At 68.7% G+C, this 24,992-nt stretch carries 26 protein-coding genes; 21 read left to right on the forward strand and 5 right to left on the reverse strand.

Translation table 11 applies throughout. The annotated features are described in order from the left end of the window. Window positions 1-13: 13 nt before the first annotated feature. The gene (locus tag ACFPMG_RS26135) at window positions 14-1,258 is read right to left on the reverse strand and encodes an adenylate/guanylate cyclase domain-containing protein (RefSeq protein ID WP_376998166.1); all 1,245 of its coding nucleotides are present in this window, start codon (window positions 1,256-1,258) and stop codon (window positions 14-16) included. A 108-nt stretch (window positions 1,259-1,366) separates the two neighbouring features. On the opposite strand from ACFPMG_RS26135, the gene ACFPMG_RS26140 reads away from it, so the two are divergent. Beyond that, entirely contained in the window at window positions 1,367-1,918 is a 552-nt protein-coding gene (locus tag ACFPMG_RS26140) for a NifU family protein (protein ID WP_376998167.1), read from the forward strand. Between the two features lie 59 nt (window positions 1,919-1,977). Here the strand turns inward: ACFPMG_RS26140 and ACFPMG_RS26145 are convergent, their stop codons facing one another. Both ACFPMG_RS26145 and ddpX read right to left on the reverse strand, forming a co-directional pair. Further along, window positions 1,978-3,018, reverse strand: a complete 1,041-nt coding sequence (locus tag ACFPMG_RS26145) for a polysaccharide deacetylase family protein (RefSeq protein WP_376998169.1) — start codon at window positions 3,016-3,018, stop codon at window positions 1,978-1,980. 231 nt (window positions 3,019-3,249) lie between these two features. Then, window positions 3,250-3,801, reverse strand: coding sequence for a D-alanyl-D-alanine dipeptidase (gene ddpX, locus ACFPMG_RS26150; RefSeq protein ID WP_145701506.1), 552 nt, complete (start codon window positions 3,799-3,801; stop codon window positions 3,250-3,252). 101 nt (window positions 3,802-3,902) lie between these two features. Between ddpX and tsaB the strand changes: the two genes are divergently transcribed. Together tsaB and ACFPMG_RS26160 are read left to right on the forward strand one after the other, a co-directional pair. Then, complete coding sequence (tsaB, locus tag ACFPMG_RS26155) at window positions 3,903-4,595, forward strand: tRNA (adenosine(37)-N6)-threonylcarbamoyltransferase complex dimerization subunit type 1 TsaB (RefSeq protein ID WP_376998171.1); 693 nt, start codon at window positions 3,903-3,905, stop codon at window positions 4,593-4,595. After that, complete coding sequence (locus ACFPMG_RS26160) at window positions 4,592-5,104, forward strand: GNAT family N-acetyltransferase (protein WP_376998173.1); 513 nt, start codon at window positions 4,592-4,594, stop codon at window positions 5,102-5,104. The genes tsaB and ACFPMG_RS26160 overlap by 4 nt, the downstream gene beginning before the upstream one ends. A 3-nt stretch (window positions 5,105-5,107) precedes the next feature. Here the strand turns inward: ACFPMG_RS26160 and ACFPMG_RS26165 are convergent, their stop codons facing one another. Beyond that, the gene (locus ACFPMG_RS26165; protein WP_372712339.1) at window positions 5,108-5,398 is read right to left on the reverse strand and encodes a sulfurtransferase TusA family protein; all 291 of its coding nucleotides are present in this window, start codon (window positions 5,396-5,398) and stop codon (window positions 5,108-5,110) included. 55 nt (window positions 5,399-5,453) lie between these two features. Here ACFPMG_RS26165 and ACFPMG_RS26170 point away from each other — a divergent pair, with 55 nt between their 5' ends. The 11 genes from ACFPMG_RS26170 to trmB all read left to right on the forward strand — a co-directional run bounded on the left by ACFPMG_RS26170 (window position 5,454) and on the right by trmB (window position 16,667). Then, window positions 5,454-5,870, forward strand: coding sequence for a Ros/MucR family transcriptional regulator (locus ACFPMG_RS26170; RefSeq protein WP_014238866.1), 417 nt, complete (start codon window positions 5,454-5,456; stop codon window positions 5,868-5,870). 310 nt (window positions 5,871-6,180) lie between these two features. Then, entirely contained in the window at window positions 6,181-7,005 is an 825-nt protein-coding gene (locus ACFPMG_RS26175) for a GNAT family N-acetyltransferase (protein WP_376998174.1), read from the forward strand. Between the two features lie 28 nt (window positions 7,006-7,033). After that, on the forward strand, window positions 7,034-7,867 hold the full coding sequence (locus ACFPMG_RS26180) for a lysophospholipid acyltransferase family protein (protein ID WP_376998175.1): 834 nt from the start codon (window positions 7,034-7,036) through the stop codon (window positions 7,865-7,867). Between the two features lie 228 nt (window positions 7,868-8,095). Beyond that, window positions 8,096-9,484 (forward strand): tRNA (N6-isopentenyl adenosine(37)-C2)-methylthiotransferase MiaB, encoded by a 1,389-nt coding sequence (miaB, locus tag ACFPMG_RS26185; protein ID WP_376998176.1) that lies wholly within the window; start codon window positions 8,096-8,098, stop codon window positions 9,482-9,484. Between the two features lie 5 nt (window positions 9,485-9,489). Beyond that, window positions 9,490-10,587 (forward strand): PhoH family protein, encoded by a 1,098-nt coding sequence (locus ACFPMG_RS26190; RefSeq protein ID WP_376998253.1) that lies wholly within the window; start codon window positions 9,490-9,492, stop codon window positions 10,585-10,587. Further along, window positions 10,587-11,117 (forward strand): rRNA maturation RNase YbeY, encoded by a 531-nt coding sequence (ybeY, locus tag ACFPMG_RS26195; protein ID WP_114859390.1) that lies wholly within the window; start codon window positions 10,587-10,589, stop codon window positions 11,115-11,117. Before ACFPMG_RS26190 ends, ybeY begins: the two co-directional genes overlap by 1 nt. Then, window positions 11,114-12,031 (forward strand): hemolysin family protein, encoded by a 918-nt coding sequence (locus tag ACFPMG_RS26200; RefSeq protein ID WP_376998177.1) that lies wholly within the window; start codon window positions 11,114-11,116, stop codon window positions 12,029-12,031. Before ybeY ends, ACFPMG_RS26200 begins: the two co-directional genes overlap by 4 nt. Window positions 12,032-12,236: 205 nt before the next feature. After that, window positions 12,237-13,841 carry an apolipoprotein N-acyltransferase gene (lnt, locus tag ACFPMG_RS26205; RefSeq protein ID WP_376998178.1) on the forward strand — a complete coding sequence of 535 codons (1,605 nt, stop codon included), beginning with the start codon at window positions 12,237-12,239 and terminating at the stop codon, window positions 13,839-13,841. A 113-nt stretch (window positions 13,842-13,954) separates the two neighbouring features. Further along, window positions 13,955-14,443 (forward strand): helix-turn-helix domain-containing protein, encoded by a 489-nt coding sequence (locus tag ACFPMG_RS26210; RefSeq protein ID WP_137139632.1) that lies wholly within the window; start codon window positions 13,955-13,957, stop codon window positions 14,441-14,443. 255 nt (window positions 14,444-14,698) lie between these two features. Next, window positions 14,699-15,868: a methionine adenosyltransferase gene (gene metK, locus ACFPMG_RS26215; protein WP_376998179.1), complete on the forward strand. Its 1,170-nt coding sequence runs from the start codon at window positions 14,699-14,701 to the stop codon at window positions 15,866-15,868. 88 nt (window positions 15,869-15,956) lie between these two features. Then, window positions 15,957-16,667: a tRNA (guanine(46)-N(7))-methyltransferase TrmB gene (gene trmB / locus ACFPMG_RS26220; protein WP_376998180.1), complete on the forward strand. Its 711-nt coding sequence runs from the start codon at window positions 15,957-15,959 to the stop codon at window positions 16,665-16,667. Here trmB and ACFPMG_RS26225 read toward each other — a convergent pair. Beyond that, on the reverse strand, window positions 16,645-16,959 hold the full coding sequence (locus ACFPMG_RS26225) for an antibiotic biosynthesis monooxygenase family protein (protein WP_376998181.1): 315 nt from the start codon (window positions 16,957-16,959) through the stop codon (window positions 16,645-16,647). The two genes, trmB and ACFPMG_RS26225, sit on opposite strands and share 23 nt — an antisense overlap. Window positions 16,960-17,263: 304 nt before the next feature. Between ACFPMG_RS26225 and rimP the strand changes: the two genes are divergently transcribed. The 7 genes from rimP to rpsO all read left to right on the forward strand — a co-directional run bounded on the left by rimP (window position 17,264) and on the right by rpsO (window position 24,763). Next, the gene (gene rimP / locus ACFPMG_RS26230) at window positions 17,264-17,749 is read left to right on the forward strand and encodes a ribosome maturation factor RimP (RefSeq protein WP_014238849.1); all 486 of its coding nucleotides are present in this window, start codon (window positions 17,264-17,266) and stop codon (window positions 17,747-17,749) included. A 54-nt stretch (window positions 17,750-17,803) separates the two neighbouring features. After that, window positions 17,804-19,339, forward strand: a complete 1,536-nt coding sequence (gene nusA / locus ACFPMG_RS26235; protein ID WP_376998182.1) for a transcription termination factor NusA — start codon at window positions 17,804-17,806, stop codon at window positions 19,337-19,339. Between the two features lie 30 nt (window positions 19,340-19,369). Continuing rightward, entirely contained in the window at window positions 19,370-20,089 is a 720-nt protein-coding gene (locus ACFPMG_RS26240; RefSeq protein WP_376998183.1) for an RNA-binding protein, read from the forward strand. A 14-nt stretch (window positions 20,090-20,103) separates the two neighbouring features. Then, window positions 20,104-22,836 carry a translation initiation factor IF-2 gene (gene infB / locus ACFPMG_RS26245; protein WP_137115329.1) on the forward strand — a complete coding sequence of 911 codons (2,733 nt, stop codon included), beginning with the start codon at window positions 20,104-20,106 and terminating at the stop codon, window positions 22,834-22,836. Window positions 22,837-22,965: 129 nt separating this feature from the next. Beyond that, window positions 22,966-23,550, forward strand: a complete 585-nt coding sequence (gene rbfA, locus ACFPMG_RS26250) for a 30S ribosome-binding factor RbfA (protein WP_376998184.1) — start codon at window positions 22,966-22,968, stop codon at window positions 23,548-23,550. Continuing rightward, window positions 23,540-24,478: a tRNA pseudouridine(55) synthase TruB gene (gene truB / locus ACFPMG_RS26255; RefSeq protein ID WP_376998185.1), complete on the forward strand. Its 939-nt coding sequence runs from the start codon at window positions 23,540-23,542 to the stop codon at window positions 24,476-24,478. The genes rbfA and truB overlap by 11 nt, the downstream gene beginning before the upstream one ends. 15 nt (window positions 24,479-24,493) lie before the next feature. Then, a complete protein-coding gene (rpsO, locus tag ACFPMG_RS26260) occupies window positions 24,494-24,763 on the forward strand; it encodes a 30S ribosomal protein S15 (protein WP_035670129.1) in 270 nt (89 codons plus the stop codon). Window positions 24,764-24,992 lie beyond the last annotated feature (229 nt).

Here is a 24,992-nt window from a genome sequence, read left to right on the forward strand (position 1 = left end):
TCGTTGCAGCGCCCTATTCATCGGTCCCTTCATTGGTCCCTGTCTTCTCCTTCAGCCCATAGACCTCGATTGGGTCGTTCAGCCCCTTCACCGGATGCCAGCCCACCGAGACGAGGCGGCTGGCGCAGGCCTCGGCCACCTCGGCGGAGGTCAGGACGTTACGCTCCAGGCGGCTGCACAGCCCCTCGATCCGGCTGACCAGATTGACCGCCGGGCCGATGACGGTGAAGTCCAGCCGGTTGGCGGAGCCGATGTTGCCATACATGACCTCGCCCATGTGCAGCGCGATGCCGCAGCGTAGGGTCGGCTGGCCCCAGGCGGCGCGCTCGGCGTTGCGGGCGGCCATGTCGGTCAGCGCCTCCTGCGCGGCGTCCAGCGCCTTGGTGCAGGCGGCGGCCCCGGTCGGGTCGCTCTCCTCCAGCGGGAAGATGGCCAGCATGGCGTCGCCGATGAACTTCATGATCTCGCCGCCGCGGCTTTCCACGGCGCCGCCCATGATCTCGAAATAGCCGTTCAGCAGGGCGATCAGCTCCTCGCGCGGCAGCCGGTCGGCCAGCGAGGTGAAGCCGCGCAGGTCGCAGTACCACAGCACGGCGCGGACGTTGGCGCCGGTGCCGCGGCGGATGTCGCCGGACAGGATGCGCGCGCCGGTGCGGTGGCCGACATAGGTGTCCAGCACCGTCGTCGCCAGCCGCCGCAGCGCCAGCGTCTCCAGCACCGCGCCCAGCGCCGGAAGCACCGCGTCGACCAGCGCCAGATCGGCGGTGGAAAAGCCACCGGGCCGGTCGGTGGTGAAGCTCAGCACGTTGCGCCGCCCTCCGGCGAACAGCACGGTCATGGCGACGTAGTCCGTCGCCCCCTGCGCTTTCAGCTCGGCGAAGACCGGGTATGGGTAGGGCGGCTCCATCTGCTCCAGCCGGTAGCGCAGGCCGTCGGCACCGTCCTCGATCAGGGTGGCGAAGGGGCTGGTCAGGTATTCGTCGCTGGTCTCGGTGCCGTGGGCGCGGGTGGCGATCTCCACCTGCTCGGCGTTGCGGCGCCAGAAGAAGGCGATGGTGCGGATCTGCGGATGCAGCAGGGGCAGGGCGCAGACCGCGCGCAGCAGCGGGACGCCGGACGCCATCAGGCGCCGGCAGAAGCGGTCCATCATCTGCTCGAAGCCGGGCGCGTGCCGGCCTTCCAGAAGCAGCCATTCGACGACCTCCCGCGCGGCGTCGTCGACGGATGGGGCCGGTGCGGTGGCCGCGGGCGGTGCCATGCTCACGGATCGATAACCATAAAGATGCGATGCTTGATCTGTCGGCGGATTCTGCCCAAGTTTCGCCTACGCCGCCAGTGTTGTTCGGCGCCGATGGAGGATATCACCATGTTCATTCAGACCGAGCAGACGCCCAACCCGGCGACTCTCAAGTTCCTGCCGGGGCGTGACGTGCTCGGACGCGGCACCGCGGACTTCCCGTCCCGCGATGCGGCCGCCGCTTCGCCCCTGGCTCAGCGGCTGTTCGAGATCGACGGGGTCCAGGGTGTGTTCCTGGGCGCCGACTTCGTGACCATCACCAAGGCCGGCGACAAGGAGTGGTTCCTGCTGAAGCCGTCGATCCTCGGCGTCATCATGGAGCATTTCACCGCCAACCGGCCGGTGCTGCTGGAAGAGACCGGCGACGGCCACGCCGCCAGCGCGGACGACGACGAGATCGTCACCCAGATCAAGGAGCTGCTGGACACCCGCGTGCGCCCGGCGGTGGCCCAGGACGGCGGCGACATCACCTTCTACGGCTTCGAGGAGGGCGTGGTGTATCTGGAGATGAAGGGGGCCTGCTCCGGCTGTCCCAGCTCCACCGCCACGCTGAAGGCCGGCATCGAGAACATGCTGCGCCACTACATCCCCGAGGTGGTCGAGGTTCGCGCCGTCCGCTGACGGCATCCACCGGATGGGCGCGGCCTGTGGCGGCCGTGCCCAACGGTGTTGCTTTCCACCTATTCCGGAACCACGAACTGCATGCCGAGCCAGCGCCAGCGCCCCTCGGGGCCGGGCAGGGTGCAGTTCACGCGCGTGCGGCCCGGCGGGAAGGGGTCGCGGATGCGCACCTCCACCCGGTCCTCCGTCACGCGCTCCAGCGTGGTGCGGCCCTGGCCGGCGGCGAAGCAGGCCAGCCGGGCGATGTCGCCGACCTCGTCCGACACGGTGAAGCCGATCGACGGCGGATTGACGGTCAGAAGCGGATCGTCGGGCGTCAGGTCGCTCACCGGCAGCGGCAGCGCGCTGGCGGCCAGCCGGAAGCGGTCCACGCTGCCGAAACTCTCGTTCATCACGAAGCGGGGCAGGGCCGCCCGGTCGGCCTGCGGGTGCAGGACGCCCGACTGTTGGCCGAAGGCGGCGGCAATGCCTTGCTCCGTCACGATGGTCCGCAGCGCCGACGACACCTCGCCCTGCGGGTAGGCGAACAGGGTGGGGCGCTGGCCGGTTTCCGCCTGCAGCCGGTCGGCCATGCGGCGCAACTCCGCCTTCACCTCCTCGGCGGGGCGGGACACCAGCGACTGGGTGGAGGCGCCGAGCCCGCCGAGCGTGACCCCGGCGGCGGCGAGCTGCCGCACCTCCGCCCAGCTCATATGGGCGGGCGACCCGCGGTCGATGGCGTCGGTCGCCACGAACAGGGTGAAGGGAAGCCCCGCCGCCTTCAGCCGCGGCCACGCCTCGCGGAAGGCGGAGCGGCTGGCCTCGTCGATGGTGATCGCCACCGTCCGGTCGGGCAGCGGCGCGCCGCTGCGCAGCGCCTCCAGGATGCGGGGCAGGGGCAGGACCTGATAGTCGCCGTCCTGCAGCTCGTCCAGATGGGCTTCGAACTGGTCGATCCGGATGCTGATGGACGGTGTCTGGTCCTCGCCGAACCGGTCGTAGGCGAAGACGACGGCGGTGTTCGTGGTTCCGTCCGCCGCAACGCCTGGGCTTCCCGCCAGGGCCTGGAAGGCCCAGGCGGCGGCCACGGCGAAGAGGGCGGCGGCGCGGCGGAACGGCATGGCGGCCTGTCGTGGGTCCGAAACAGTCGCGCGGCCGGACGAGGGTCCGGGCTGCGCCTCGGCTGGTGTGGCACAGGCACGCCGCCGGGAACAAGTCCGCAACACATACTCTGTGCTTCGCGTGCTTTCGTGATGCAGCCTTGCAACAACCCCTGTGACACTAGGCCCTATGGCGTCCGGTCGCGGACCCGGCGCCTGCGGCCGGATCGCCAGGGGCCGGATCGTCAGGGATCAGCCCATCATCAGGCCGCCCAGGGCCGCGTCGGTCAGCAGAGGGTAGCGCTGCTCGTCCGGCAATTGATAGTGCCACCACTCGCAGGCGTAATGCCGCCAGCCCGCCGCCGTCATGACGCCGAGAAGGGCGGCGCGGTTGCGCTGCTGCTCCGTGGTCAGGTCGGTGCGGCCATGGTGGGACTGTTCGGTCATGTCGTCGAAGCCCGTGCCCATGTCGAGCGGGCGCCCGGACCCGTCGGCCAGCGTCAGGTCCACCGCGATGCCGCGGGAGTGGGTGGAGCCGCCCGCCGGATCGGCGATGTAGGAGGGATCGGGCAGCGCCCGCCACAAGGCCCATTGCGCCTCGACCGGGCGGAAGGCATCGTACAGCCGCAACCGGCAGCCGATGCCGCGGGCCAGCCGGATCGCCGCGCGCAGCGCCGCCGCCGCGTCGGGGTGCAGCAGGCAATGCGGGTGCCGGTAGATGGGCACCCCGGTCAGGTTGTCCGGCGTGGCGTACAGCAGTTCGATGTCGACGTCGAAGTCCGGTGGTGCGATGGGTGTGAGCATGATCCATGCCGTCAGGGAAGGTCGGGGCTGTCTATCACGCTCTTGACCCAGGCTTGAAGTGGGGCTTTGAAGATGGCGGATCCGACGACGCGTGTGAGGCGATGAGAGTTCTGGGACTGGACACGGCGACCTCCGGCTGTTCCGCCGCGCTGTGGGATGACGGCGCCGTCACCGTGCTGCGGCGCGAGCCGATGGCCCGCGGGCAGGCGGAGGCGCTGGTGCCCCTGGCGCAGGCCGCCCTGGCGGAGGCTGGCTGCGCCTTTGACTCGCTCGACCGCATCGCCGTGACCGTCGGGCCGGGCGCCTTCACGGGGCTGCGCATCGCGCTGGCCGCGGCGCGCGGCTTCGCCCTGGCCGCCGGGCTGCCGGTGGTCGGAATCACCAGCTTCGACGCGATTGTTCATGGATTGCCGGAGGCGGAGCGGGACGGCCGCGCCGTGCTGGTCGCCGTGGACTCCCGCCGCACCGAGCCGTTCCTGCAACTCTTCCACCCGGACCTGACGCCGTTCGGCGAACCGACGATGCTGGAGCCCGCCGCGGTGCCGGGCTGGCTCGGGGGGCTGCTCGCCGACGATGCCGGGACCGGGACCGCGCCATTGCTGGTGGCCGGGGACGGGGCGGCGGCGCTGCGCCCGCGTCTGGAAGGGCGTGCCGATACCGCTTTCGCCGCCGGGCCGGGCACGCCCGACGCCGCCGTGGTGGCCGCCCTGGGCGCCCGGCGGGAGGTCGGTCTGCCGGCCCAGCCCTTCTATCTGCGCCCGCCCGACGTCTCCCTGCCGCGGAAGACGGCATGACGGCGGCCCCGCCCGAGCTGTCCAGCCCCCGGACGTCCCATCCGGTGCGGCTTCAGGCCGCCGGCCTCGCCGACGCCGCGGTGATCGCAGCCTTGCAGCAGGTTTGCTTTCCCGACGATCCCTGGAGCGGCGAGGCGGTCGCCAGCCTGATCGGCCAGCCCGGCTTCTTCGCCGCGCTGGCCTTGCGGGAGGGCGCGGAGGGCGACGATCCGGTCGGCTTCCTGCTGGCGCGGGTGGCCGCGGAGGATGGCGAGATCATCGCCGTCGGCGTCCGGGCCGACGCGCGGGGGCAGGGCACCGGGCGGCGGCTGGTCGCGGCGGCGCTGGACGGCGCCCGGACGCTGGGCGCCACGGCGCTGTTCCTTGAAGTCGCCGAAGACAATGGTATGGCGCAATCCCTGTATAAATCTTGTGGCTTCTTTGCCGTTGGCCGTCGTCCCGGCTATTACCGCAGGGCGGACGGAAGGGTTGCCGCCCTGGTGTTGCGGTATTCGTACACCGACAATTAAACCTTAACCTTTCTGAATCCACAAACGGTGCACCCCGTCCGGCTCACCCGGATTTTCGGGCGTCACGGCGAGAATGGAGTGACCCAGTTCGGCTAAGGATCGGGGTACATTCTCCAAGGGTTCGCCAGCGTTCAGCCGGACTTCAAGCGTCTGCCCGGCCGCCATGCGCTCCACCGACAACTTGGTCTTGACGAAGGTTAACGGGCACACCTCGCTGGTGATGTCCAAAAACAAATCCGGAGATTTTTTTTCGTACACTGCTTCCTCTTTAAGAGCAAAGGATGGATATTGCACGCGGCCACAAACCTCTTTATATGGAGAGGAACGCCAAGCTGCGGAGCAAGCTTACATGAGCAATGGTAACCCTTCCAACGCGCTGTTGTCTCTGACCACGGAGATCGTGGCGGCGCATGTCTCGAACAATACAGTCGCTCTCGGCGATCTTCCGACGCTGATTGAGCAGGTGTACAAGTCACTCGCGAATGTCGGGACCGAGCCGGTTGCGACTGAGGAGCGTCCGCAGCCCGCGGTGCCCATCAAGAAGTCCGTCACTCCCGACTACATTGTATGCCTGGAGGATGGCAAGAAGCTGAAGATGCTGAAGCGCCATCTGAAGACGGCCTACGACATGTCGCCGGAGGAATACCGCGACCGCTGGGGCCTGCCGGCCGACTATCCGATGGTCGCCCCGAACTACGCCCGCCAGCGCAGCTCGCTGGCCAAGCAGATCGGTCTCGGCACCCGCGCCCGCCGCGGCGCGGCCTAAGATCCATCGGGCTTGTGCGTTGGTGTCCGGCGGACCGCCGCTGTTCGGTCCGCCCCGGAACCCCATCGCCCGCATGTGATCGTTTCTTCCTTCCCGCGTGATCATTGCCGTCCCGCCTTGCCGCCGTCCCCGTTCGCCGGGGCCGGACCTTGTGGCTTGCCCGGAGTCCGGGCTTGCCGGGGACGGGTTCGTCACGTCGCGGTTGACCGGCAACCGGCCATTCGTGTTATCCCTGTTCCGTGCCCGACCGGGCTCCGGAAGGAGAACCGGCGGTTGCCGCGACCCGAACAACGCCAGCGAAGCGTCGAGTATGGCTGATACAGGCACGGACCAGGGCAGCTCTTCGGATCTGCGCATGGGCTCCCTCGAAGTGCGGCTGGCCGAGAGCGCCGCCGAAATCGATTGGGCGCAGGCGTTGCGCTACCGCGTCTTCTACGAGGAGATGTCGGCGGTGCCGTCGCCGGATATGGCCGCGCGCCACCGCGACTTCGACGATTTCGACACCATCTGCGACCATCTGCTGGTCATCGACCACGCCCGCGGCGACGGCCCGGAGTCCGTGGTCGGCACCTACCGGCTGATCCGCCGCCCGGCGGCGGCCAAGGCCGGGCGCTTCTATTCCAGCGACGAATACGACATCGGGCGGCTGCTCAGCTATCCGGGCGAGATCCTGGAGCTGGGGCGGTCCTGCGTCGATGCGGCCTACCGCACGCGCGGCAGCAGCATGCAGCTCCTGTGGCGCGGCATCGCGGCCTATGTTTTCCACCACGACATCGCGGTGATGTTCGGCTGCGCCAGCCTGCCGGGCACCGACCCGGTGGCGATGGCCGAGCCGCTCGCCTACCTGCATCATTTCCATCTGGCCCCGGAGGAGCTGCGCCCCGTGGCGCTGCCGGAACGCTATATCGGCATGGATCTGATGCCGCGCGACCGGATCGACCCGAAGCGTGCGCTGACCGTTCTGCCGCCGCTGATCAAGGGCTATCTGCGGCTGGGCGGCTTCATCGGCGACGGTGCGGTGATCGATCACCAGTTCAACACCACCGACGTGTCGATCGTGGTGAAGACGGACCTGATCACCAACAAGTATTCCAAGCATTACGAGCGGCGCAGCCGCGACGCCCAGATCGCGTGATCCGCGACTGCATCAGGAGACGGGTGGTATGACGGCGGTGGATGCAACCGGTGCGCGCCCCCTGGGATCGCCGGTGCGCGGCGGCGTGCGTCTGGCGGTCTATCTGCTGTGGACGCTCCTGCTGGTCCCGGTGCAGGCGCTGGCCGTCGCCGTGCGCTCGCCGCTGCGCTTCCGGATACCGCGGTTCTACCACCGGGTCTGCGCCGCCATCCTGGGCATCGGCGTCGTGGTGCGCGGCGAGCGCGCCACGGACGGGCCGGTGCTGTTCGTCTCCAACCATTCCTCCTACCTCGACATCACGGTGCTGGGGGCGGTCATTCCAGGCTCTTTCGTGGCGAAGAGCGAGGTCGCCGGCTGGCCCTTCTTCGGGGCGCTGGCGAAGCTGCAGCAGACCGTCTTCGTGGAGCGCAAGGCCCGCTCCGGGGTGGAGAAGCAGCGGGACGAGCTGGGCGCCCGGCTGGACGCCGGCGACAGCCTGATCCTGTTCCCCGAGGGCACCTCCAGCGACGGCAACCGCACGCTCCCCTTCAAGACGGCGCTGTTCGCGGTGGCCGCCCGGCGCATCGGGGACCGGCCGCTGACCGTGCAGCCGGTCAGCATCGCGCCGACGCGGCTGGACGGCATCCCGATGGGGATCGCCTTCCGTCCCTGTTACGCGTGGTACGGCGACATGGATCTCGCCCCCCATCTGTGGACCGTCTTCACGCTGGGCCGCATGACGGTGGAGGTGGAGTTCCACCCTCCGGTGACCATCGACGGCTTCTCCAGCCGCAAGGCCCTGGCCGACCATTGCCAGCGCGCCGTCGCCCGGGGCGTGGAGCGCGCGGTGTCCGGACGGCCGATGCCCTCTGTCGTCCCATGACGGAAACTTTCCACTCCGCGAAATGGGCCGCGAAATGAATGGTCGGCCCGCGGGCACGATTGACTCGTTTTCCTGCACTCGTGCTACCATATCGACAGGGTGCGATGCCGCAATGCGGCGGGTCGCGCGCCGGATTGCGCCGCTCGGACCGGTGCCATTCAGGCGCGCGTTTTTGTATTGGCCGAATTCTCGTTTGGTCCGGATCGTTCAGCGCTGTGGAAGGGATCGTTGAGTAAGAAGCTCTTCATCAAGACCTGGGGTTGCCAGATGAACGTCTACGACTCCGCCCGCATGGCGGATGTCCTGGCACCCCTGGGCTACCGGCCGGTGGACGAGCCGGACGGTGCCGACATGGTGATCCTCAACACCTGCCACATCCGCGAAAAGGCGTCCGAGAAGGTGTTCTCGGAACTGGGCCGCCTGCGCCAGCTCAAGGACGTCAAGGCCGAGGTCGGCGACGGCCGGATGATCGTCGCCGTGGCCGGCTGCGTCGCCCAGGCCGAGGGCGAGGAGATCGTCGCCCGCGCCCCCTTCGTGGACATGGTGTTCGGGCCGCAGACCTATCACACCCTGCCGGAAATGGTGGCCAAGGCCAGCCGCAAGGCAGGCAGCGTGCTGAACACCGACTTCCCCGTGGAGTCCAAGTTCGACTTCCTGCCGGACGAGAGCGCCAGCCAGGGCGTCTCCGCCTTCCTGGCGGTGCAGGAGGGTTGCGACAAGTTCTGCACCTTCTGCGTGGTGCCCTACACCCGCGGCGCCGAGTTCTCGCGCCCCGGCGCCCAGATCCTGGCGGAGGCCCGGCGCCTCGTCGCCGGCGGCACGCGCGAGATCAACCTGCTTGGCCAGAACGTCAACGCCTGGCACGGGGAGGGGCTGGACGGCACCACCTGGGGCCTCGGGCGGCTGGTCCGCGAACTGGCGGACATCGACGGGCTGGAGCGCATCCGCTACACCACCTCGCACCCGCGCGACATGGAGGACGACCTCATCCGCGCCCACGCCGAGGTGCCGCAGCTCATGCCCTACCTGCATCTTCCGGTGCAGGCCGGGTCGGACCGCGTGCTGGCGGCGATGAACCGCAAGCACACGGCGGACGACTACCGCCGCATCGTCGAGCGGCTGCGCGCCGCCAAGCCGGATCTGGCGCTGTCGGGCGACTTCATCGTCGGCTTCCCCGGCGAGAGCGACGCCGACTTCGCGGCGACCCTGCGCCTGGTCACCGACGTCGGCTACGCCCAGGCCTATTCGTTCAAGTACAGCGCGCGTCCCGGCACCCCGGCGGCGCTGGAGCACGCCCAGCTTCCGGAGGATGTCAAGGACGCCCGTCTCGCCGCGCTCCAGCAGTTGCTGAACGCGCAGCAGCAGGCCTTCAACGAGAGCTTCGTCGGGCGCACCGTGCCGGTCCTGTTCGACCGGGTCGGCAAGCGCGCCGGCCAGCTCCTGGGCAAGAGCCCTTATCTCCAATCGGTGCACGCCGACGCCAACGAGCGGCTGCTCGGCCGCATCGTCGAAGTGCGCGTCGACGCCGCCCATCCGAACAGCCTTGCCGGCAGCGTGGCGACCGGTGAATACCGCAGCTCCGCCACCGGCACGCAAACCGTGGAGGCGACCGTTTGAACGGCTTGCCCGATCAGCGTCCCGATCAACGCCCAGATCAACGCATTGACCTGAATTTCGACGACAACCGGCTGCTGCCGATGTTGTACGGGGAGCATGACCGCCACCTCGCCCGCATCGAGAACCAGCTGGGCGTCTCCCTGATCTCCCGCGGCAACACGCTGACCATCGCCGGTCCGGCGGAGTCGTCGGAAGCCGCCCGCTCGGCGATCGACGCCCTCTATGAGCGGCTGAAGCGCGGCATGACCGTCGGCACCGGCGAGGTGGACGCCGCCGTCCGCATGGCGACCGGCGTCGGCGGTGCCGTGCGCGACCAGAATCTGGCGACGCTCAGCCGGGGCGAGGTTGCGGTGCGCACCCGCCGCAAGGGCGCCATCACCCCGCGTTCCCCCATGCAGGCGGCCTATCTCCAGGCCTTGGCGGAAAGCGAGATGGTCTTCGGGCTCGGCCCGGCCGGCACCGGCAAGACCTACCTCGCCGTCGCCCAGGCGGTGGCGTTGCTGACCACCGGCCAAGTGGACCGCATCATCCTGTCGCGTCCCGCCGTGGAGGCGGGGGAGCGGCTGGGCTTCCTGCCCGGCGACCTCAAGGAGAAGGTGGACCCCTACTTGCGCCCGCTCTACGACGCGCTGCACGACATGCTGCCGGCGGAGCAGGTGAAGAAGCGGCTGGAGTCCGGCGAGATCGAGATCGCGCCGCTCGCCTTCATGCGCGGCCGCACGCTCGCCAACGCCTTCGTCATCCTGGACGAGGCGCAGAACACCACGCCCATGCAGATGAAGATGTTCCTCACCCGTCTGGGCGAAGGGGGCCGCATGGCGGTCACCGGCGACATCTCCCAGACCGACCTGCCGGCCGGCACCAAGTCCGGCCTGCGCGAGGCGCTGGACATCCTGGAGGGGGTGGAGGGCATCCGCTTCGTCCATTTCACCGCCGCCGACGTGGTGCGCCATCCGCTGGTCGCCCGCATCATCCGCGCCTATGACCGTGCCGAGGGCGCCCGTACCGAAAGCGACCGAACCGATGGCCGGCGCAAGCCCGCCTCCCGGCGGGCCGCCGCGGACGATGGCGGACCGGCTGCGGATGCGGAGGGAACACCGTGATGGCCGTCGACGTCGTCGTTTCACGTGAAGCGGGCGAGTGGGCGGACAACGCCGAGTGGCTGTGCGAGCGTGCCGCGCTCGCCGCCCTGTCGGTCACCTACGACGAGGATGAGGGGCCGGCGGAGCTGTCCGTCGTGCTGGCCGACGACGCGCTGGTGCACCGCCTGAACCGCGAATACCGCGGCAAGGACAAGCCGACCAACGTGCTGTCCTTCGCCCTGACCGAAGCGGAGGAGCCCGAACTGGGCGAGGACGCGCCGGTCATGCTGGGCGACGTGATCCTGGCCTGGGAGACCGTCGCCCGCGAAGCCGCCGAGCAGGGTAAAACACCTTCGGACCATATGACCCACCTTGTGGTGCATGGCGTTCTTCATTTGCTCGGGTATGATCACGAGACGGATGACGAGGCCGAGGAGATGGAGCAGCTCGAAACCGACGTGCTCGCGACCCTCGGAATCGCCGATCCGTACGCCGCCACGCGCTCTCCGCCCGGAGAGCCGAATTTGGACGAACAACCACCGGACCGATGAGCGAGATTTCCGACAGTCGAACGCCCCGTGAAGACGGGGCCGAAGATCAACAATCCTTGGGCCACCTGTTTCGCGGGTGGATGAGGACCGTCCTGGGGGGGCGCGACGACGCCACCCTGCGCGCCACGATCGAAGACCTGATCGAGGATCAGGACAGCGGCGAGGGATCGCTGGGGGCGGGCGAGCGCGCCCTGCTTGCCAACATCCTGAAGCTGCGCGACCGCGCCGTCGACGACGTGATGGTGCCCCGCGCGGACATCGTGGCGGTGGAGGTGGACACGCCGTTCCCCGCCCTGGTCCAGCGCATGGCGGAGGAAGCCCATTCCCGCCTGCCGGTGTTCCGTGAAACGCTCGACGACGTCGTGGGCATGGTCCACATCAAGGACGTGCTCGTGGCGATGGCCAGCCGGACGCCGGTCGAACTCAAGGACATCGTGCGCGATCTGAGCATCGTCGCGCCCAGCATGCCGGTGGTCGACCTGCTGGTGCAGATGCGCCAGAAGCGCCAGCACATGGCGCTGGTGGTCGACGAGTTCGGCGGCATCGACGGCCTCGTCACCATCGAGGACTTGGTTGAGGAGATCGTTGGCGAGATCGAGGACGAGCACGACGAGGAGGCGACTCCCCATTTCGTCGAACGTCCCGACGGCACGATCCTCGCCGACGCCCGCGTCTCCATCGAGGATTTCGAGGACCGCGTCGGCGCCTTCCTGACCGAGGAGGAACGCGAAGAGGTCGACACGCTCGGCGGTCTCGTCGTGTCGCTGGCCGGTCGGGTGCCGGGCAAGGGGGAGACGCTGATCCACCCCTCCGGGCTGGAGTTCGAGATCGTCGAGGCCGACCCCCGCCGCATCAAGCGGCTGCGCGTCCGCACCGCCCCCGCCGAGAATTCCGCCTTGGCCGAGGTCGGGTAAGCCCCGCAGGGATTTTCACCACGAAGGCACGAAGGACACAAAGACGGCACAAAGAGGCTCTACCGCATCCCTGAAATCAGGGGCGGAGCGGGGGGCTTCTTCGTGACGCTCTTCGTGTCTTCGTGCCTTCGTGGTGAATCGGTTTCCAGACCGGCGCTTGCCTCGACAGCCGTTACCGGCCCACCCGCTTCCGGAGTGTCACCCCTTGACCGCCACCGAGATGACGACCACCCCGGCCCGGCTGGGCCGCCTGTCCACGGGTTTGGCCGGACTGACCGGCTGGCGGCGGCTGCTGGCGGCGGCGGGATTCGGCGGGCTGGCAACGCTGGCGCTGCCGCCGGCCGACGCGGTGCCGCTGCTGCTGATCGCCTTTCCGGGGCTGCTCTGGCTGCTCGACGGGGCGCGGACCAAGCGGCAGGCCTTCGCCGTGGGTTGGTTCTTCGGCTTCGGCCATCACCTGCTCGGCCTCTACTGGATCAGCGCGGCGCTGTTCACCGACATCGAACGCTTCTGGTGGGCGCTGCCGCTGTCGGCGGCGGGGCTGCCGATCCTGCTGGCGATGTTCACCGGCTTCGCCACGCTGCTGGCCTGGACGCTGAAGGGAAGGGGAGTGGGGCGGATCTTCCTGTTTGCCGCCTCCTGGGCGCTGTTCGAATGGCTGCGCGGCCATGTGTTCACCGGCTTCCCATGGAACCTCATCGGCTATGGCTGGACGGGAGTCCTGCCGGTTCTGCAGGGCGTCTCGCTGATCGGCATCTACGGCCTCAGCCTGCTGACCGTTCTGGTGGCGTCCCTGCCGGCGTCGCTGGCCGACGCGGCGGTGCCGCGCCGCCGAGCCTGGGGCATCTTGGCCGCCGGGCTGGCGCTGTTCGCGGCGCTGGGCGCCTGGGGCGGGCTGCGGCTGGCCGGGGCGTCGGACGCGACGGTTTCGGACGTGCGGCTGCGGCTCGTCCAGCCGGCCATCGACCAGCGGTTGAAATGGGCGGCGGGGGAGCGGGTGCGCAACGTCCAGCAACAGATGGAACTCTCCGTCGCTCCCGCCACGGACTCGGCACCCGCCGAGCCCGTCACCCATGTGATCTGGGCGGAAACCGCGGTGCCCCTGTTCCTCGACCAGGACGCCCGCCTGCGCCAGGCGCTGGGGTCGGTCACTCCGCCCGGCGGGCTGCTCATCACCGGGGTGCCGCGCATGGAGGCCGGGCCGGAGGGCGAGCCGCTTTACTACAACAGCTTGGCGGCGGTGGACGGCAGCGGGGCGGTGACGGGTCGCTTCGACAAGTTCCATCTCGTGCCCTTCGGCGAGTACATGCCGCTGCGCCGTTGGCTGCCGGTCGGGGCGATCGCCGGGAATGGAGCGGAGTTTTCCGCTGGACCGGGGCCGGTGTCGCTGGATCTCCAAGGCTTGCCGCCGGTCAGTCCGCTGATCTGCTACGAGGTGATCTTTCCCGGCGCCGTGCTGCCCGCTTCGCACGACGGCGCCACCCGGCCGCGCTGGATGCTGAACCTGACCAACGACGCTTGGTACGGCAACACCGCCGGCCCTTACCAGCATTTCGCCATCGCCCGGACCCGCGCGGTCGAAGAGGGGATGCCGCTGGTCCGCGTCGCCAACACCGGCATCTCGGGCGTGGTGGACTCCCATGGCCGCATCACAGCCATGCTTCCGCTCGGTTACAGGGGTGTGGTCGATGCGGCCTTGCCGGAAGCGCTGCCCACCCCCACTCTCTACGGACGGGTGGGTGACGGCGCGTTTGGGTTGCTTCTTTTGACCTGTTTCGCGATGGGCCTGCGCGCACGACATCGCAGTTAGCGCAACCGAGACTCTTTTTTCAATCACGCGCATCAGGAGCGCTCGGGCGCCCTTGACTGCATACATGGATATGTCGTATCAAGGTTGCACAACTGTTTCAGGGAATTAGAGCAATGCCAGCAACAGAAACGCGGGGCCGCCGGGCCGCTGCCGGTCGCCCCAAGACGGGCAAGCCGAACCCGATCGACGTTCACGTCGGCTCCCGCGTCCGGTTGCGCCGGACCCTTCTCGGAATGAGCCAGGAGAAGCTGGGCGAGGCCATCGGCCTGACCTTCCAGCAGGTGCAGAAGTACGAGCGCGGCGCCAACCGCATCGGCGCGTCGCGCCTGTTCGACCTCAGCCGCGTCCTGGACGTGCCGGTGTCCTTCTTCTTCGACGACATGCCTGCGGAAGCCGCCGCGGCCCCGGTTGACGACGACGAGGGCGCCGCTGCCGGCTTCGAGGAGCGTTCGGGCGGTTACGAGCCCGACCCGATGGCCAAGCGCGAGACGCTGGAACTGGTGCGCGCCTATTACCGCATCAACGACCCGTCGGTGCGCAAGCGCCTGTTCGAGCTGACCAAGGCCGTTGCCAATTCCGGCATTGTCGAAGCGGCCGAGTAATACGGTTCAGAGACCCGAGCCGAGCAACCGGAAGCAATCCGGACGGCAGGAAGATTGGGGAACGCGGCCCTCCGGCCCGTTCCCCAAAGTTTTTTTAAGGCGAATTTCCGTGGCTCTCTCCCAACCCCGGGGAGATCGCTTGACCTGGAACGCAAACCTTGTCACATACGGCAAACGACTGGCTTTCCGTGGGTGCTGCGCCGGTCATCCCCAAATATTCTGTAAAATAGCCCCCGTCCATTGCCGAGGTTCGCCGTGGCCAAGCTCAACTACGTGTTCACCAGCGAGTCCGTGTCCGAAGGCCATCCGGACAAGGTGTGCGACCGCATTTCCGACGCCATTGTCGATCTGTACCTGTCGCACGACCCCTACGCCCGCGTGGCGGTGGAGACCCTGGCGACCACCAACCAGATCGTTCTGGCCGGTGAGGTACGTGGGCCGGAAAGCATCACCCCCGACATGCTGGTGCAGGTCGCCCGCGCCGCGGTGAAGGACATCGGCTACGAGCAGGACGGCTTCCATTGGGAGAAGATGGACGTCAAGTGCTTCGTCCATTCCCAGTCCGCCGACATCGCGGTCGGCGTCGACGCCGCCGGTGAGAAGGACGAGGGGGCCGGCGACCAGGGCATCATGTTCGGCTACGCCTGCAACGAGACCCCGGCCCTGATGCCGGCGCCGATCTACTACAGCCACGCCATCCTCAAGTCGCTGGCCGAGGCCCGCCACTCCGGCGCCGCCCCGCAGCTCGGCCCCGACGCCAAGAGCCAGGTGACGCTGCAGTACGAGAACGGCAAGCCGGTGCGCGCCACCGCGGTGGTCGTCTCCACCCAGCACGCCGACGGCCTGACCCAGGAGGAGGTGCGCGAGATCGTCCGTCCGCACGTCCTCAACTGCCTGCCGGCGGGCTGGATGTGCGACGAGGCGAACTTCTACGTCAACCCGACCGGCCGCTTCGTCATCGGCGGCCCGGACGGCGACGCCGGGCTGACCGGCCGCAAGATCATCGTCGACACCTACGGCGGTGCCGCCCCGCACGGCGGCGGCGCCTTCTCCGGCAAGGACCCGACCAAGGTCGACCGCTCGGCCGCCTACGCCGCGCGTTACCTCGCCAAGAACGTGGTCGCCGCCGGCCTGGCCGAGCGCTGCACGATCCAGCTCTCCTACGCCATCGGCGTGTCGAAGCCGCTGTCGGTCTATGTCGACACCCACGGCACCGGCACGGTGGACGAGGACAAGCTGTCGGAGGTGCTGCAGAAGCTGGTGGACCTCAGCCCGCGCGGCATCCGCACGCATCTGGGCCTGAACAAGCCGGTCTACGCGCGCACCGCCGCCTACGGCCATTTCGGCCGCGAGGCGGAGGCCGACGGCGGCTTCTCCTGGGAGAAGACCGACCTCGTCAACGATCTGCGCACCGCATTCTTCTAAGAAGCGGTTTCTTCCAAGACCGGACCCGTTCGTCCGGGATGCAGGGGCCAAACGGCCCCTGCGTTCGTTTTGGGACCCTGCTGTCACGATGACCGACTCCTTCCTGGACTCGTCCAAACGGCTCTACGGGCGGCGCAAGGGGCGTCCGCTCCGCAAGCGCAAGACCGAACTGCTCGACGGGCTCCTGCCGTCGCTGGAAATCCCGGTGCCGCAGCCGGGCGACCGCATCGACCCCCACGCCCTGTTCGCCGCCCCCATGCGCGACATCTGGCTGGAGGTCGGCTTCGGCAGCGGCCACCACATGGCGTGGCAGGCGGCGAACAACCGCGACGTGGGCGTGATCGGCGCCGAACCCTTCATCAACGGCGTGGCCGGCCTGCTCAAGCTGGTGGACGACGAGAAGGTTCAGGACAACGTCCGCGTCCTTCCGGACGACGCCCGTCCGCTGCTCGACGCCCTGCCGGACGCGTCCATCGGGCGCGCCTTCGTGCTGTTTGCCGATCCCTGGCCGAAGAAGCGCCACTGGGAACGCCGCTTCATCGGCCCGGACAACCTGCCGCGCCTCGCGCGCGTGCTGAAGGACGGGGCGGAACTGCGGCTGGCCAGCGACGACATGGGGCTGGTGCGCTGGATGCTGGAGCACACGGTCCGCCACCCCGACTTCGAATGGACCGCACGCGGCCCGTCCGACTGGCGCCACCGCACGGCGGACTGGCCGCCCACCCGCTACGAGGAAAAGGCCATCGAGGCCGGGCGCAAGCCGGTCTTCATGCGCTTCATACGGAAGGCGCGGGGGTAGACACCACCGGCTCGCCGTAATGCTCCACCACCGGGAGCGGGTCGTAGAAGTGGTGGAGCAGGGCCTTCCAGCGGGCGTAGCGATCGGACCCCCGGAAACCTTCGGTGTGGTCCTCCAGCCGCTCCCAGCGGACGAGCAGAAGGTAGCGGTCCGGCGCCGTGAAACAGGGCCGCAGTTCCAGCCCAAGGAAGCCGGGAGTGGCGGCGATCAGGGGCTGTGCTTCGGCCATCGCCCGTTCGAAGGCCGGGGCTTCGCCGGGCTTGACCGCCAGAAGGGCCGTTTCGAGGATCACGGTGAGCGGCCTCCGCAGGGTGTTTTCCGTGCGGTGCAAAGGCCGCCGAAGGCTTGACGTTACCCCGGCCGAACCCGCCCGCCAAGCGCTTGGCATAGGACCTTGCGGAAAAGCGCTTGCGGCCTGCTCCGGAATGTCTATATTCACCGCATGAACCCATACGGATCGGCGGCTCGGGAAACCGGGCCGGCGGGACGCTTTGCGGGTGGGCCTTGGCCCACTTATTTTTTTATCAGCGTATGGAATCCCCGTGTTGGTCCCAGGGCGCTGTGCCAGGGGAGACCGCGGGGGCGGGTCAGGTGGAATGGAAGCAACCGGTCGTATCGAGCAGATCATCACGCCGTCGGTCGAGGCCATGGGCTACGAACTCGTGCGTGTGCAGTTGACCGGTGGGCAGCGCATGGTTCTGCAGGTCATGGCGGAACGCGCCGACGGCGCGCCCATGACGGTCGAAGACTGCGCCGACATCAGCCGCGCGATCTCCGCGGTGCTCGACGTTGAAGATCCGATCAAGAGCGCCTACACGCTGGAGGTCAGTTCGCCCGGCATCGACCGGCCGCTGACCCGTCTGAAGGATTTCGAGCGTTTCGCCGGTTTCGAGGCCAAGCTGGAGACCCGGCTCGCCGTCGATGGCCGCAAGCGCTTCAAGGGCATGCTGAAGGGCGTCGATGACGGCCTCGTGTGCATCGAATCGGAACAGGGAGCCGCCCGGCTGGAGTTCGACAACATCCTGCGCGCCAAGCTGGTCTTGACGGATGAACTGATCCGCGCCAGCCAGGGCCAGGGTTGACGGCCGCTCCGGGCTTCACTCGAAGAACAAACGCCAGTCCAGGAAGTGTGACGGATGGAACTGCTGCAAGTCGCTGACGCGGTTGCCCGCGAAAAGAACATCGACCGGGACGAGGTCCTGGAGGCGATGGAGCAGGCGATTCAGAAGGCCGGGCGCTCCAAGTACGGCCATGAGCACGACATCCGCGCCCGCATCGACCGCAAGACGGGCGACATCCACCTGACCCGCCACCTGGAGGTGGTCGAGGCGGTGGAAAACGAGGCGACCCAGGTGACCCTCGCCTACGCCCAGCGCCGCAAGCCCGGCGCCCAGGTCGGCGATTTCCTGGTCGATCCGCTGCCGCCCATCGACTTCGGCCGCATCGCCGCCCAGACGGCCAAGCAGGTCATCGTCCAGAAGGTCCGCGACGCGGAGCGCAAGCGCCAGTTCAACGAATACAAGGACCGCACCGGCGAGATCGTCAACGGTCTGGTCAAGCGCGTCGAGTACGGCAACGTCACCGTCGACCTGGGCCGCGCCGAAGCGATCCTGCGCCGCGACGAGCTGCTGCCGCGCGAGCACTTCAAGAACGGCGACCGCGTGCGCGCCTACATCTTCGACGTGCGCGAGGAAGCGCGCGGCCCGCAGATCTTCCTGTCGCGCACCCATCCGATGTTCATGGCGAAGCTGTTCGCGCAGGAAGTGCCGGAGATCTACGACGGCATCATCGAGATCAAGGCGGTCGCCCGCGACCCGGGCTCGCGCGCCAAGATTGCGGTGATCAGCAACGACAGCTCCATCGACCCGGTCGGCGCCTGCGTCGGCATGCGCGGCAGCCGCGTCCAGGCGGTCGTCGGCGAGCTGCAGGGCGAGAAGATCGACATCATCCAGTGGAACCAGGAGCCGGCGACCTTCATCGTCAACGCCCTGGCCCCGGCCGAGGTCGCCAAGGTCGTGATGGACGAGGACAACAGCCGCATCGAGGTGGTGGTGCCCGACGACCAGCTGTCGCTGGCCATCGGCCGCCGCGGCCAGAACGTGCGCCTCGCCACCCAGCTCACCGGCTGGGACATCGACATCCTGACCGAGCAGGAGGAGTCGGAGCGCCGTTCGGACGAATTCCGCACCCGCTCGCAGCTCTTCATGGAAGCGCTGGACGTGGACGACGTGATCGCCCATCTCCTGGTCGCGGAAGGCTTCACCTCCGTGGAGGAGATCGCCTACGTCGAGACCGAGGAACTGGCCGAGATCGAAGGCTTCGACGAGGACGTGGCGGAGGAGCTGAAGCAGCGCGCCCTCAACTTCCTTGATGAGCAGGATGTCCGCATGACCGAGAAGCGCCAAGCGCTCGGCGTCGAGGACGCGGTGGCGGACGTCACCGGCTTCAGCCCGACCCTGCTGGTGAAGCTGGGTGAGAACGGCGTGAAGACGATGGACGACCTCGCCGACCTCGCCGCGGACGAGTTGCGCGACATTCTCGGCAAGGAGGCCCCGACGGAAGACGAGGCCAACGAGATCATCATGGCCGCCCGTGCCCACTGGTTCGACGGCGAGGAAGGCGCGCCCGCCGCGGCGCAACCCCCCGCCGACGACCAGGCGGCGCAGAGCTGAGCCGGGACTTAGGACGCACAAACGGTACGGATGGTTGGGCTGAGCGACAGGAACGAACAGACTCCGGCGGACGGTGAACCGGACGGCCTCGTGGCCGAAGGGGAGGCGTTGCTGCCGGCGGACCTGGAAAAGGGCCCGCTGCGCCGCTGCATCGCCACCGGAACCGTGCAGCCGAAGGACGGCATGATCCGTTTCGTGGTATCACCCGACGGCGAGATCGTGCCCGATCTGGAGGAACGGCTTCCGGGCCGCGGCCTCTGGCTGTCGGGGGACAAGGCGGCCTTTGCGAAGGCATTGGCCAAGAACATGTTCGCCAAGGCGGCGCGGCGCGCGGTGCGCGTCCCGCCCGATCTGGCGGAGCGGCTGGAGAAGCTGCTGGAGCGGCGGTGCCTGGATGCCTTCGGGCTGGCGCGCCGGGCCGGGCAGGCTCTGGCCGGATACGAAAAGGTGCGCGAGGCGCTGAAGACCAACCAGGTCGGACGCGCCGGACCGCCCTATCTGCTGGTCGAGGCCAGCGATGGTTCGCCCGACCAGCGGGGCAAGATCACAGCGCTGGCGCCGGACATGCCGGTCGTGGACCTGTTCGACGCCGCGGCGATGGCCGCGGCCCTGGGACGGGAAAACGCCGTGCATGCGGTGGTGGCGCGCGGGAAGCTGGCCAAGGGATTGGCACGCGACTCCGCGCGTCTCAAGGGTATCAAAGGCTTTGTCGCCGGCTCTCCGCCGGCCGGCCACGTAAGCAACGTCTGACCATTCGGGAACCGATGACCGACAGCAACGACCAGGACCAAAAGAAAGTCTTGCACCTCTCCGGCTCCGGCAAAGGGAAGCTGGAGCTGAAGAAGCCGGTCGAGACCCAGGTCCGGCAGAGCTTCTCCCATGGCCGGTCGAAGCCCGTGACCGTGGAGGTCAAGCGTAAGCGGGCCGTGGAGAAGGGCGCCCTGCCGGGCGTGGCCGACGGCGGCGCCGCCGCGCGTCAGGCCGCCCAGGGGATCCCCGTCCGGGGTGTGCCGGGCCAGCGCCAGCGCGGCGGTGGTGGCGGCGCCGTCCGTCAACTGACCAACCAGGAACGCGAGGCGCGCATCCGCGCCCTGCAGGGGGCGGCCGAAGACAACCGCCGCCGCGCCGAGGAGGAGGCCGAGGCCGCCGTCCTGGCCGCCGAGGCCGCCGCCCGCGCCGCCGAGGAGGCGGCGTCCCAGCCGGCCCAGGTGGTCGAGGAGGAGCCGGAGATTCTCGACGCCGAGACTCTGCGCCAGCGCGAGCTGGCCGAGCTGCGCGGCATCGAGGAGGCGGAGCGCGCCAAGGCCCAGGAGGCCGAGCGCCGCCGCCAGGAAGAGGAAGCCAAGCGCAAGGAGGCCGACGAGGCCAAGCGCAAGGACACCGAGCAGACCCGCCCGCAGGGCGCTGGCGCCCGTCCCGCCGCCGGTGGCGCCGGTGCGCGCACCGCGGCCACCACGGAGGCTCCGGCCGCCCGTGGTCCGGGGGCTCCGGCCGCTCCGCGCTTCGGCGAGGAAGAGGACGACCGCCGCGGCAAGCCCGGGAACAAGAAGGCCCCGGCGCCGGCTCCGGTTCGCAAGGCCGCTCCGGGTGCCGATCGCCGCAAGGGCTCCAAGATGACCGTCTCGCAGGCGCTCAGCGACGAGGGTGGTGAGCGTACGCGCTCGCTGGCCGCCGTCCGCCGTGCCCGTGAGCGCGAGCGGCTCCGTCAGATGAGCCGTCAGGAGACGCAGAAAGTGACCCGCGACGTCGTGCTGCCCGAGGTCATCACCGTTCAGGAGCTGGCGAACCGCATGGCGGAACGCGGCGCCGACGTGATCAAGCAGCTCATGCGCATGGGCGTGATGGCCACCATCAACCAGACGATCGACGCCGACACGGCGGAGCTGATCATCGCCGAGTTCGGCCACCGCGTGCGCCGCGTGTCGGAGGCGGACGTCGAGGTCGGCCTGCGCCTCAACGACGATGCGGAAACGGCGCTGGTGCCGCGTCCCCCGGTCGTCACGATCATGGGCCACGTCGACCACGGCAAGACCTCGCTGCTCGACGCCCTGCGCCAGACCGACGTGGTCAGCCGCGAGGCCGGCGGCATCACCCAGCACATCGGCGCCTATCAGGTGCAGCTGGAGTCGGGTGCGAAGATCACCTTCATCGACACGCCGGGCCACGCCGCCTTCACCGAGATGCGCGCCCGCGGCGCCAACGTCACGGACGTGGTGGTGCTGGTCGTCGCGGCGAACGACGGCGTCATGCCGCAGACGATCGAGGCGATCCATCACGCCAAGGCCGCGAAGGTTCCGATCATCGTCGCCATCAACAAGATCGACCTGCCCGACGCCAAGCCGGACCGCGTCCGCCAGGAACTGCTCCAGCACGAGCTGGTCGTGGAAGAGCTGGGCGGCGACATCCAGACCGTGGAAGTGTCGGCCAAGGCCAAGCGCAACCTGGACAAGCTGGAGGAGGCCATCCTCCTGCAGGCGGAAATCCTCGAGCTGAAGGCCAACCCGGAGCGCACCGCCGAGGGCGTCGTGGTCGAGGCCAAGCTGGAGCGCGGCCGCGGTTCGGTCGCCACCGTGCTGGTCCAGCGCGGCACGCTGAAGGTCGGCGACGTGTTCGTCACCGGGTCGGAGTGGGGCCGCGTCCGCGCCCTGGTCAACGACCGCGGCCAGAGCGTCGAGCAGGCCGCCCCGGCCAGCCCGGTCGAGGTGCTCGGTCTCAACGGCACGCCGCTTGCCGGCGACGACTTCACCGTCGTCGAGTCGGAAGCCCGGGCCCGTGAGATCGCCGAGTTCCGCCAGCGCAAGAAGCGCGAAGCCGCCAACGCGGCGTCGGCCCGCGGCTCGCTGCAGGACATGTTCAGCCGCATCCAGGCCGGCGAGGCCAAGGAACTGCCGGTCGTCATCAAGGGCGACGTGCAGGGCTCCATCGAAGCGATCTCCAACGCCCTGGAGAAGCTCACGGCGGAGAACACCGAGGTCAAGGTCCGCGTGCTGCACGCGTCGGTGGGTGCGATCAACGAGTCCGACATCACGCTGGCGAACGCCTCCAACGCGATGGTCATCGGCTTCAACGTCCGCGCCAACCCGCAGGCCCGCGACATGGCCAAGCGCGACGGCGTCGAGATCCGCTACTACTCGATCATCTACAACGTGATCGACGACGTGAAGGCGGCCCTCACCGGCATGCTGTCGCCGACCCTGCGCGAGCGTTTCATTGGCTACGCCGAGATCCGCGAGGTGTTCAACATCACCAAGGTCGGCAAGGTCGCCGGTTGTATGGTCACGCAGGGCACCGTCAAGCGCGGCGCCGGCTGCCGCCTGCTGCGCGACAACGTCGTCATCCACGAGGGCACGCTCAAGACGCTCAAGCGCTTCAAGGACGAGGTCAAGGAAGTGCGCGAGGGTTACGAGTGCGGCATGGCCTTCGAGAACTACGACAACATCCTGGCCGGCGACATCATCGAGGCCTTCGAGATCGAGGAGGTGGCGCGCGAGCTGTAAGCCCGCCGCCGCATCCCGGCTCACGGACCGGTTACAGGTGACGTTACAGATGACAAGGGCGCCCATGCGCCCTTGTCGTGTTTTCGCGGAGGGACAGATCCCTCTCGCACCGCATTCGGGATCGACAGCATGAGAAAGAAACACGATCTGGCCGGAAAGCCGCCGTCCCAGCGCCAGCTCCGCGTCGGCGAGGAGATTCGCCACGCCCTGGCGGAGCTGTTCCGGCGCGGTGACTTCCACGACCCCGAACTGGCGGAACTGAACGTCACGGTGACCGAGGTCCGGATCAGCCCGGACCTGCGCAACGCCACCGCCTTCGTCACCCCGCTCGGCGGCGGCCCGATGGACGAGACCCTGTCGGCCCTGCGCCGCGCCGCCCCCTTCCTGCGCGGCCAAGTCGCCCGCGCCATCAACCTGCGCCACGCCCCGACGCTGAGTTTCGAGGCCGACACCTCCTTCGACTATGCCGGTCGCATCGACGACATCCTGCACAGCCCGGCGGTCGCCCGCGACGTCGGCTACCGCACGCTCGCCGACCGCGTGAACGGCGACGACGACCATGACGACCATGACGACGAGGACGACGGCTGGGACGAGGAGGAGGACGAGAACGGGACGGACGACCTCGACGACGATGAGGACATCGACGACGACGAGGACGAGGACGAGGACGAGGGCAACGGCGGCGAGGGCGAGGGGCGCCGTGGCTCGTAAGCGCAAGGGCGAGCCGATCCACGGCTGGATCGTGCTGGACAAGCCGGCGGGGATGACCTCGACGCAGGCGCTGTCCAAGGTGCGGCGCCATCTGAACGCGGAGAAGGCCGGGCACGGCGGCACGCTGGACCCCATCGCCACGGGCATCCTTCCCATCGCGCTGGGCGAGGCGACCAAGACCGTCTCCTACGCCATGGACGGCGAGAAGACCTACCGCTTCACGGTGGCCTGGGGCGCCCGCACGACCACCGACGACCGCGAGGGAACGGCGGTGGAGACGTCCGCGGTGCGTCCCGACGCCGAGGCGATCCGCGCCGCTCTGCCCGGCTTCCTCGGTTTCGTCGAGCAGATCCCGCCGCAATACTGCGCGCTCAAGATCAACGGCGAGCGCGCCTACGACATCGCCCGCGAGGGCGAGGTGGTGGACATCGCCCCGCGCACCGTCCGCATCGACCGGCTGGAGCTGATCGAGATTCCGGACGCCGACCACGCGGTGCTCGAGGTGGATTGCGGCAAGGGCACCTATGTCCGCTCCATTGCCCGCGACCTCGCCGAACGGTTGGGGACGGTGGGGCACATCCGCGATCTGCGACGCCTGCGCGTGGGGTCCTTCACGCTGGACGGGGCGATTTCCCTGGACGATCTGACCGCGATGGAGCAAGGTGCCGCGGTCGAAAGACTTCTGCTGCCGATCGAGACCGCGCTGGACGACATCCCGGCGCTGGCCCTGACGGACGCGGAAGCGCACCGACTGAAGCACGGCCAGACGGTGGCACTCCTCACCCGGCAGGACCGCGAACGCCTCACGGCGCTACGCGGCGATGTTGGTGGGGATGGCACCGTCATTGCGCTTTTCGGCGGCAAGCCGGTGGCGCTGGCGCGCGTGGAGGGGGCGGAGGTCCGTCCGGTGCGCGTTCTCAACCTATGAACGATGGAGACCCCGATGTCGATCACGCCCGATCGCAAGCAGGAACTCATTAAGGACTATTCGCGCGGCACCAACGACACCGGTTCGCCCGAGGTCCAGGTCGCGATCCTGTCCGAGCGCATCCGGAACCTGACCGAGCACCTGCAGGGCCACAAGAAGGATTTCCACTCCCGCCGTGGTCTGCTGGTGATGGTCGGCCAGCGTCGCCGTCTTCTCGACTATCTCAAGAAGAAGGACAACAGCCGCTACGCCACGCTCATCGAGCGTCTGGGTCTGCGTCGCTGATTTCCAAAAGGCGTCCGTGCCGGTGACCGAACATCCGTCCCGATCAGCGCTCGACCCGCCGCACCGCGTTCCGGTGCACTGGGGAGCGTCGCGCCGGTCGGGACGTTCGGTTGTTCGCGAAGGTATGTTCTAGTCAGACGGCCGGCCCGGACCTTCCGGGACCGGCCGTTTGATTTTTTTAGCCCTTTTCGGGTTTTGCCCTTTGTTGGGTTTTCACATGCGGGGTCCG

The organism is Azospirillum himalayense, from assembly GCF_042657465.1.
Classification (GTDB): Bacteria; Pseudomonadota; Alphaproteobacteria; order Azospirillales; family Azospirillaceae; genus Azospirillum; species Azospirillum himalayense.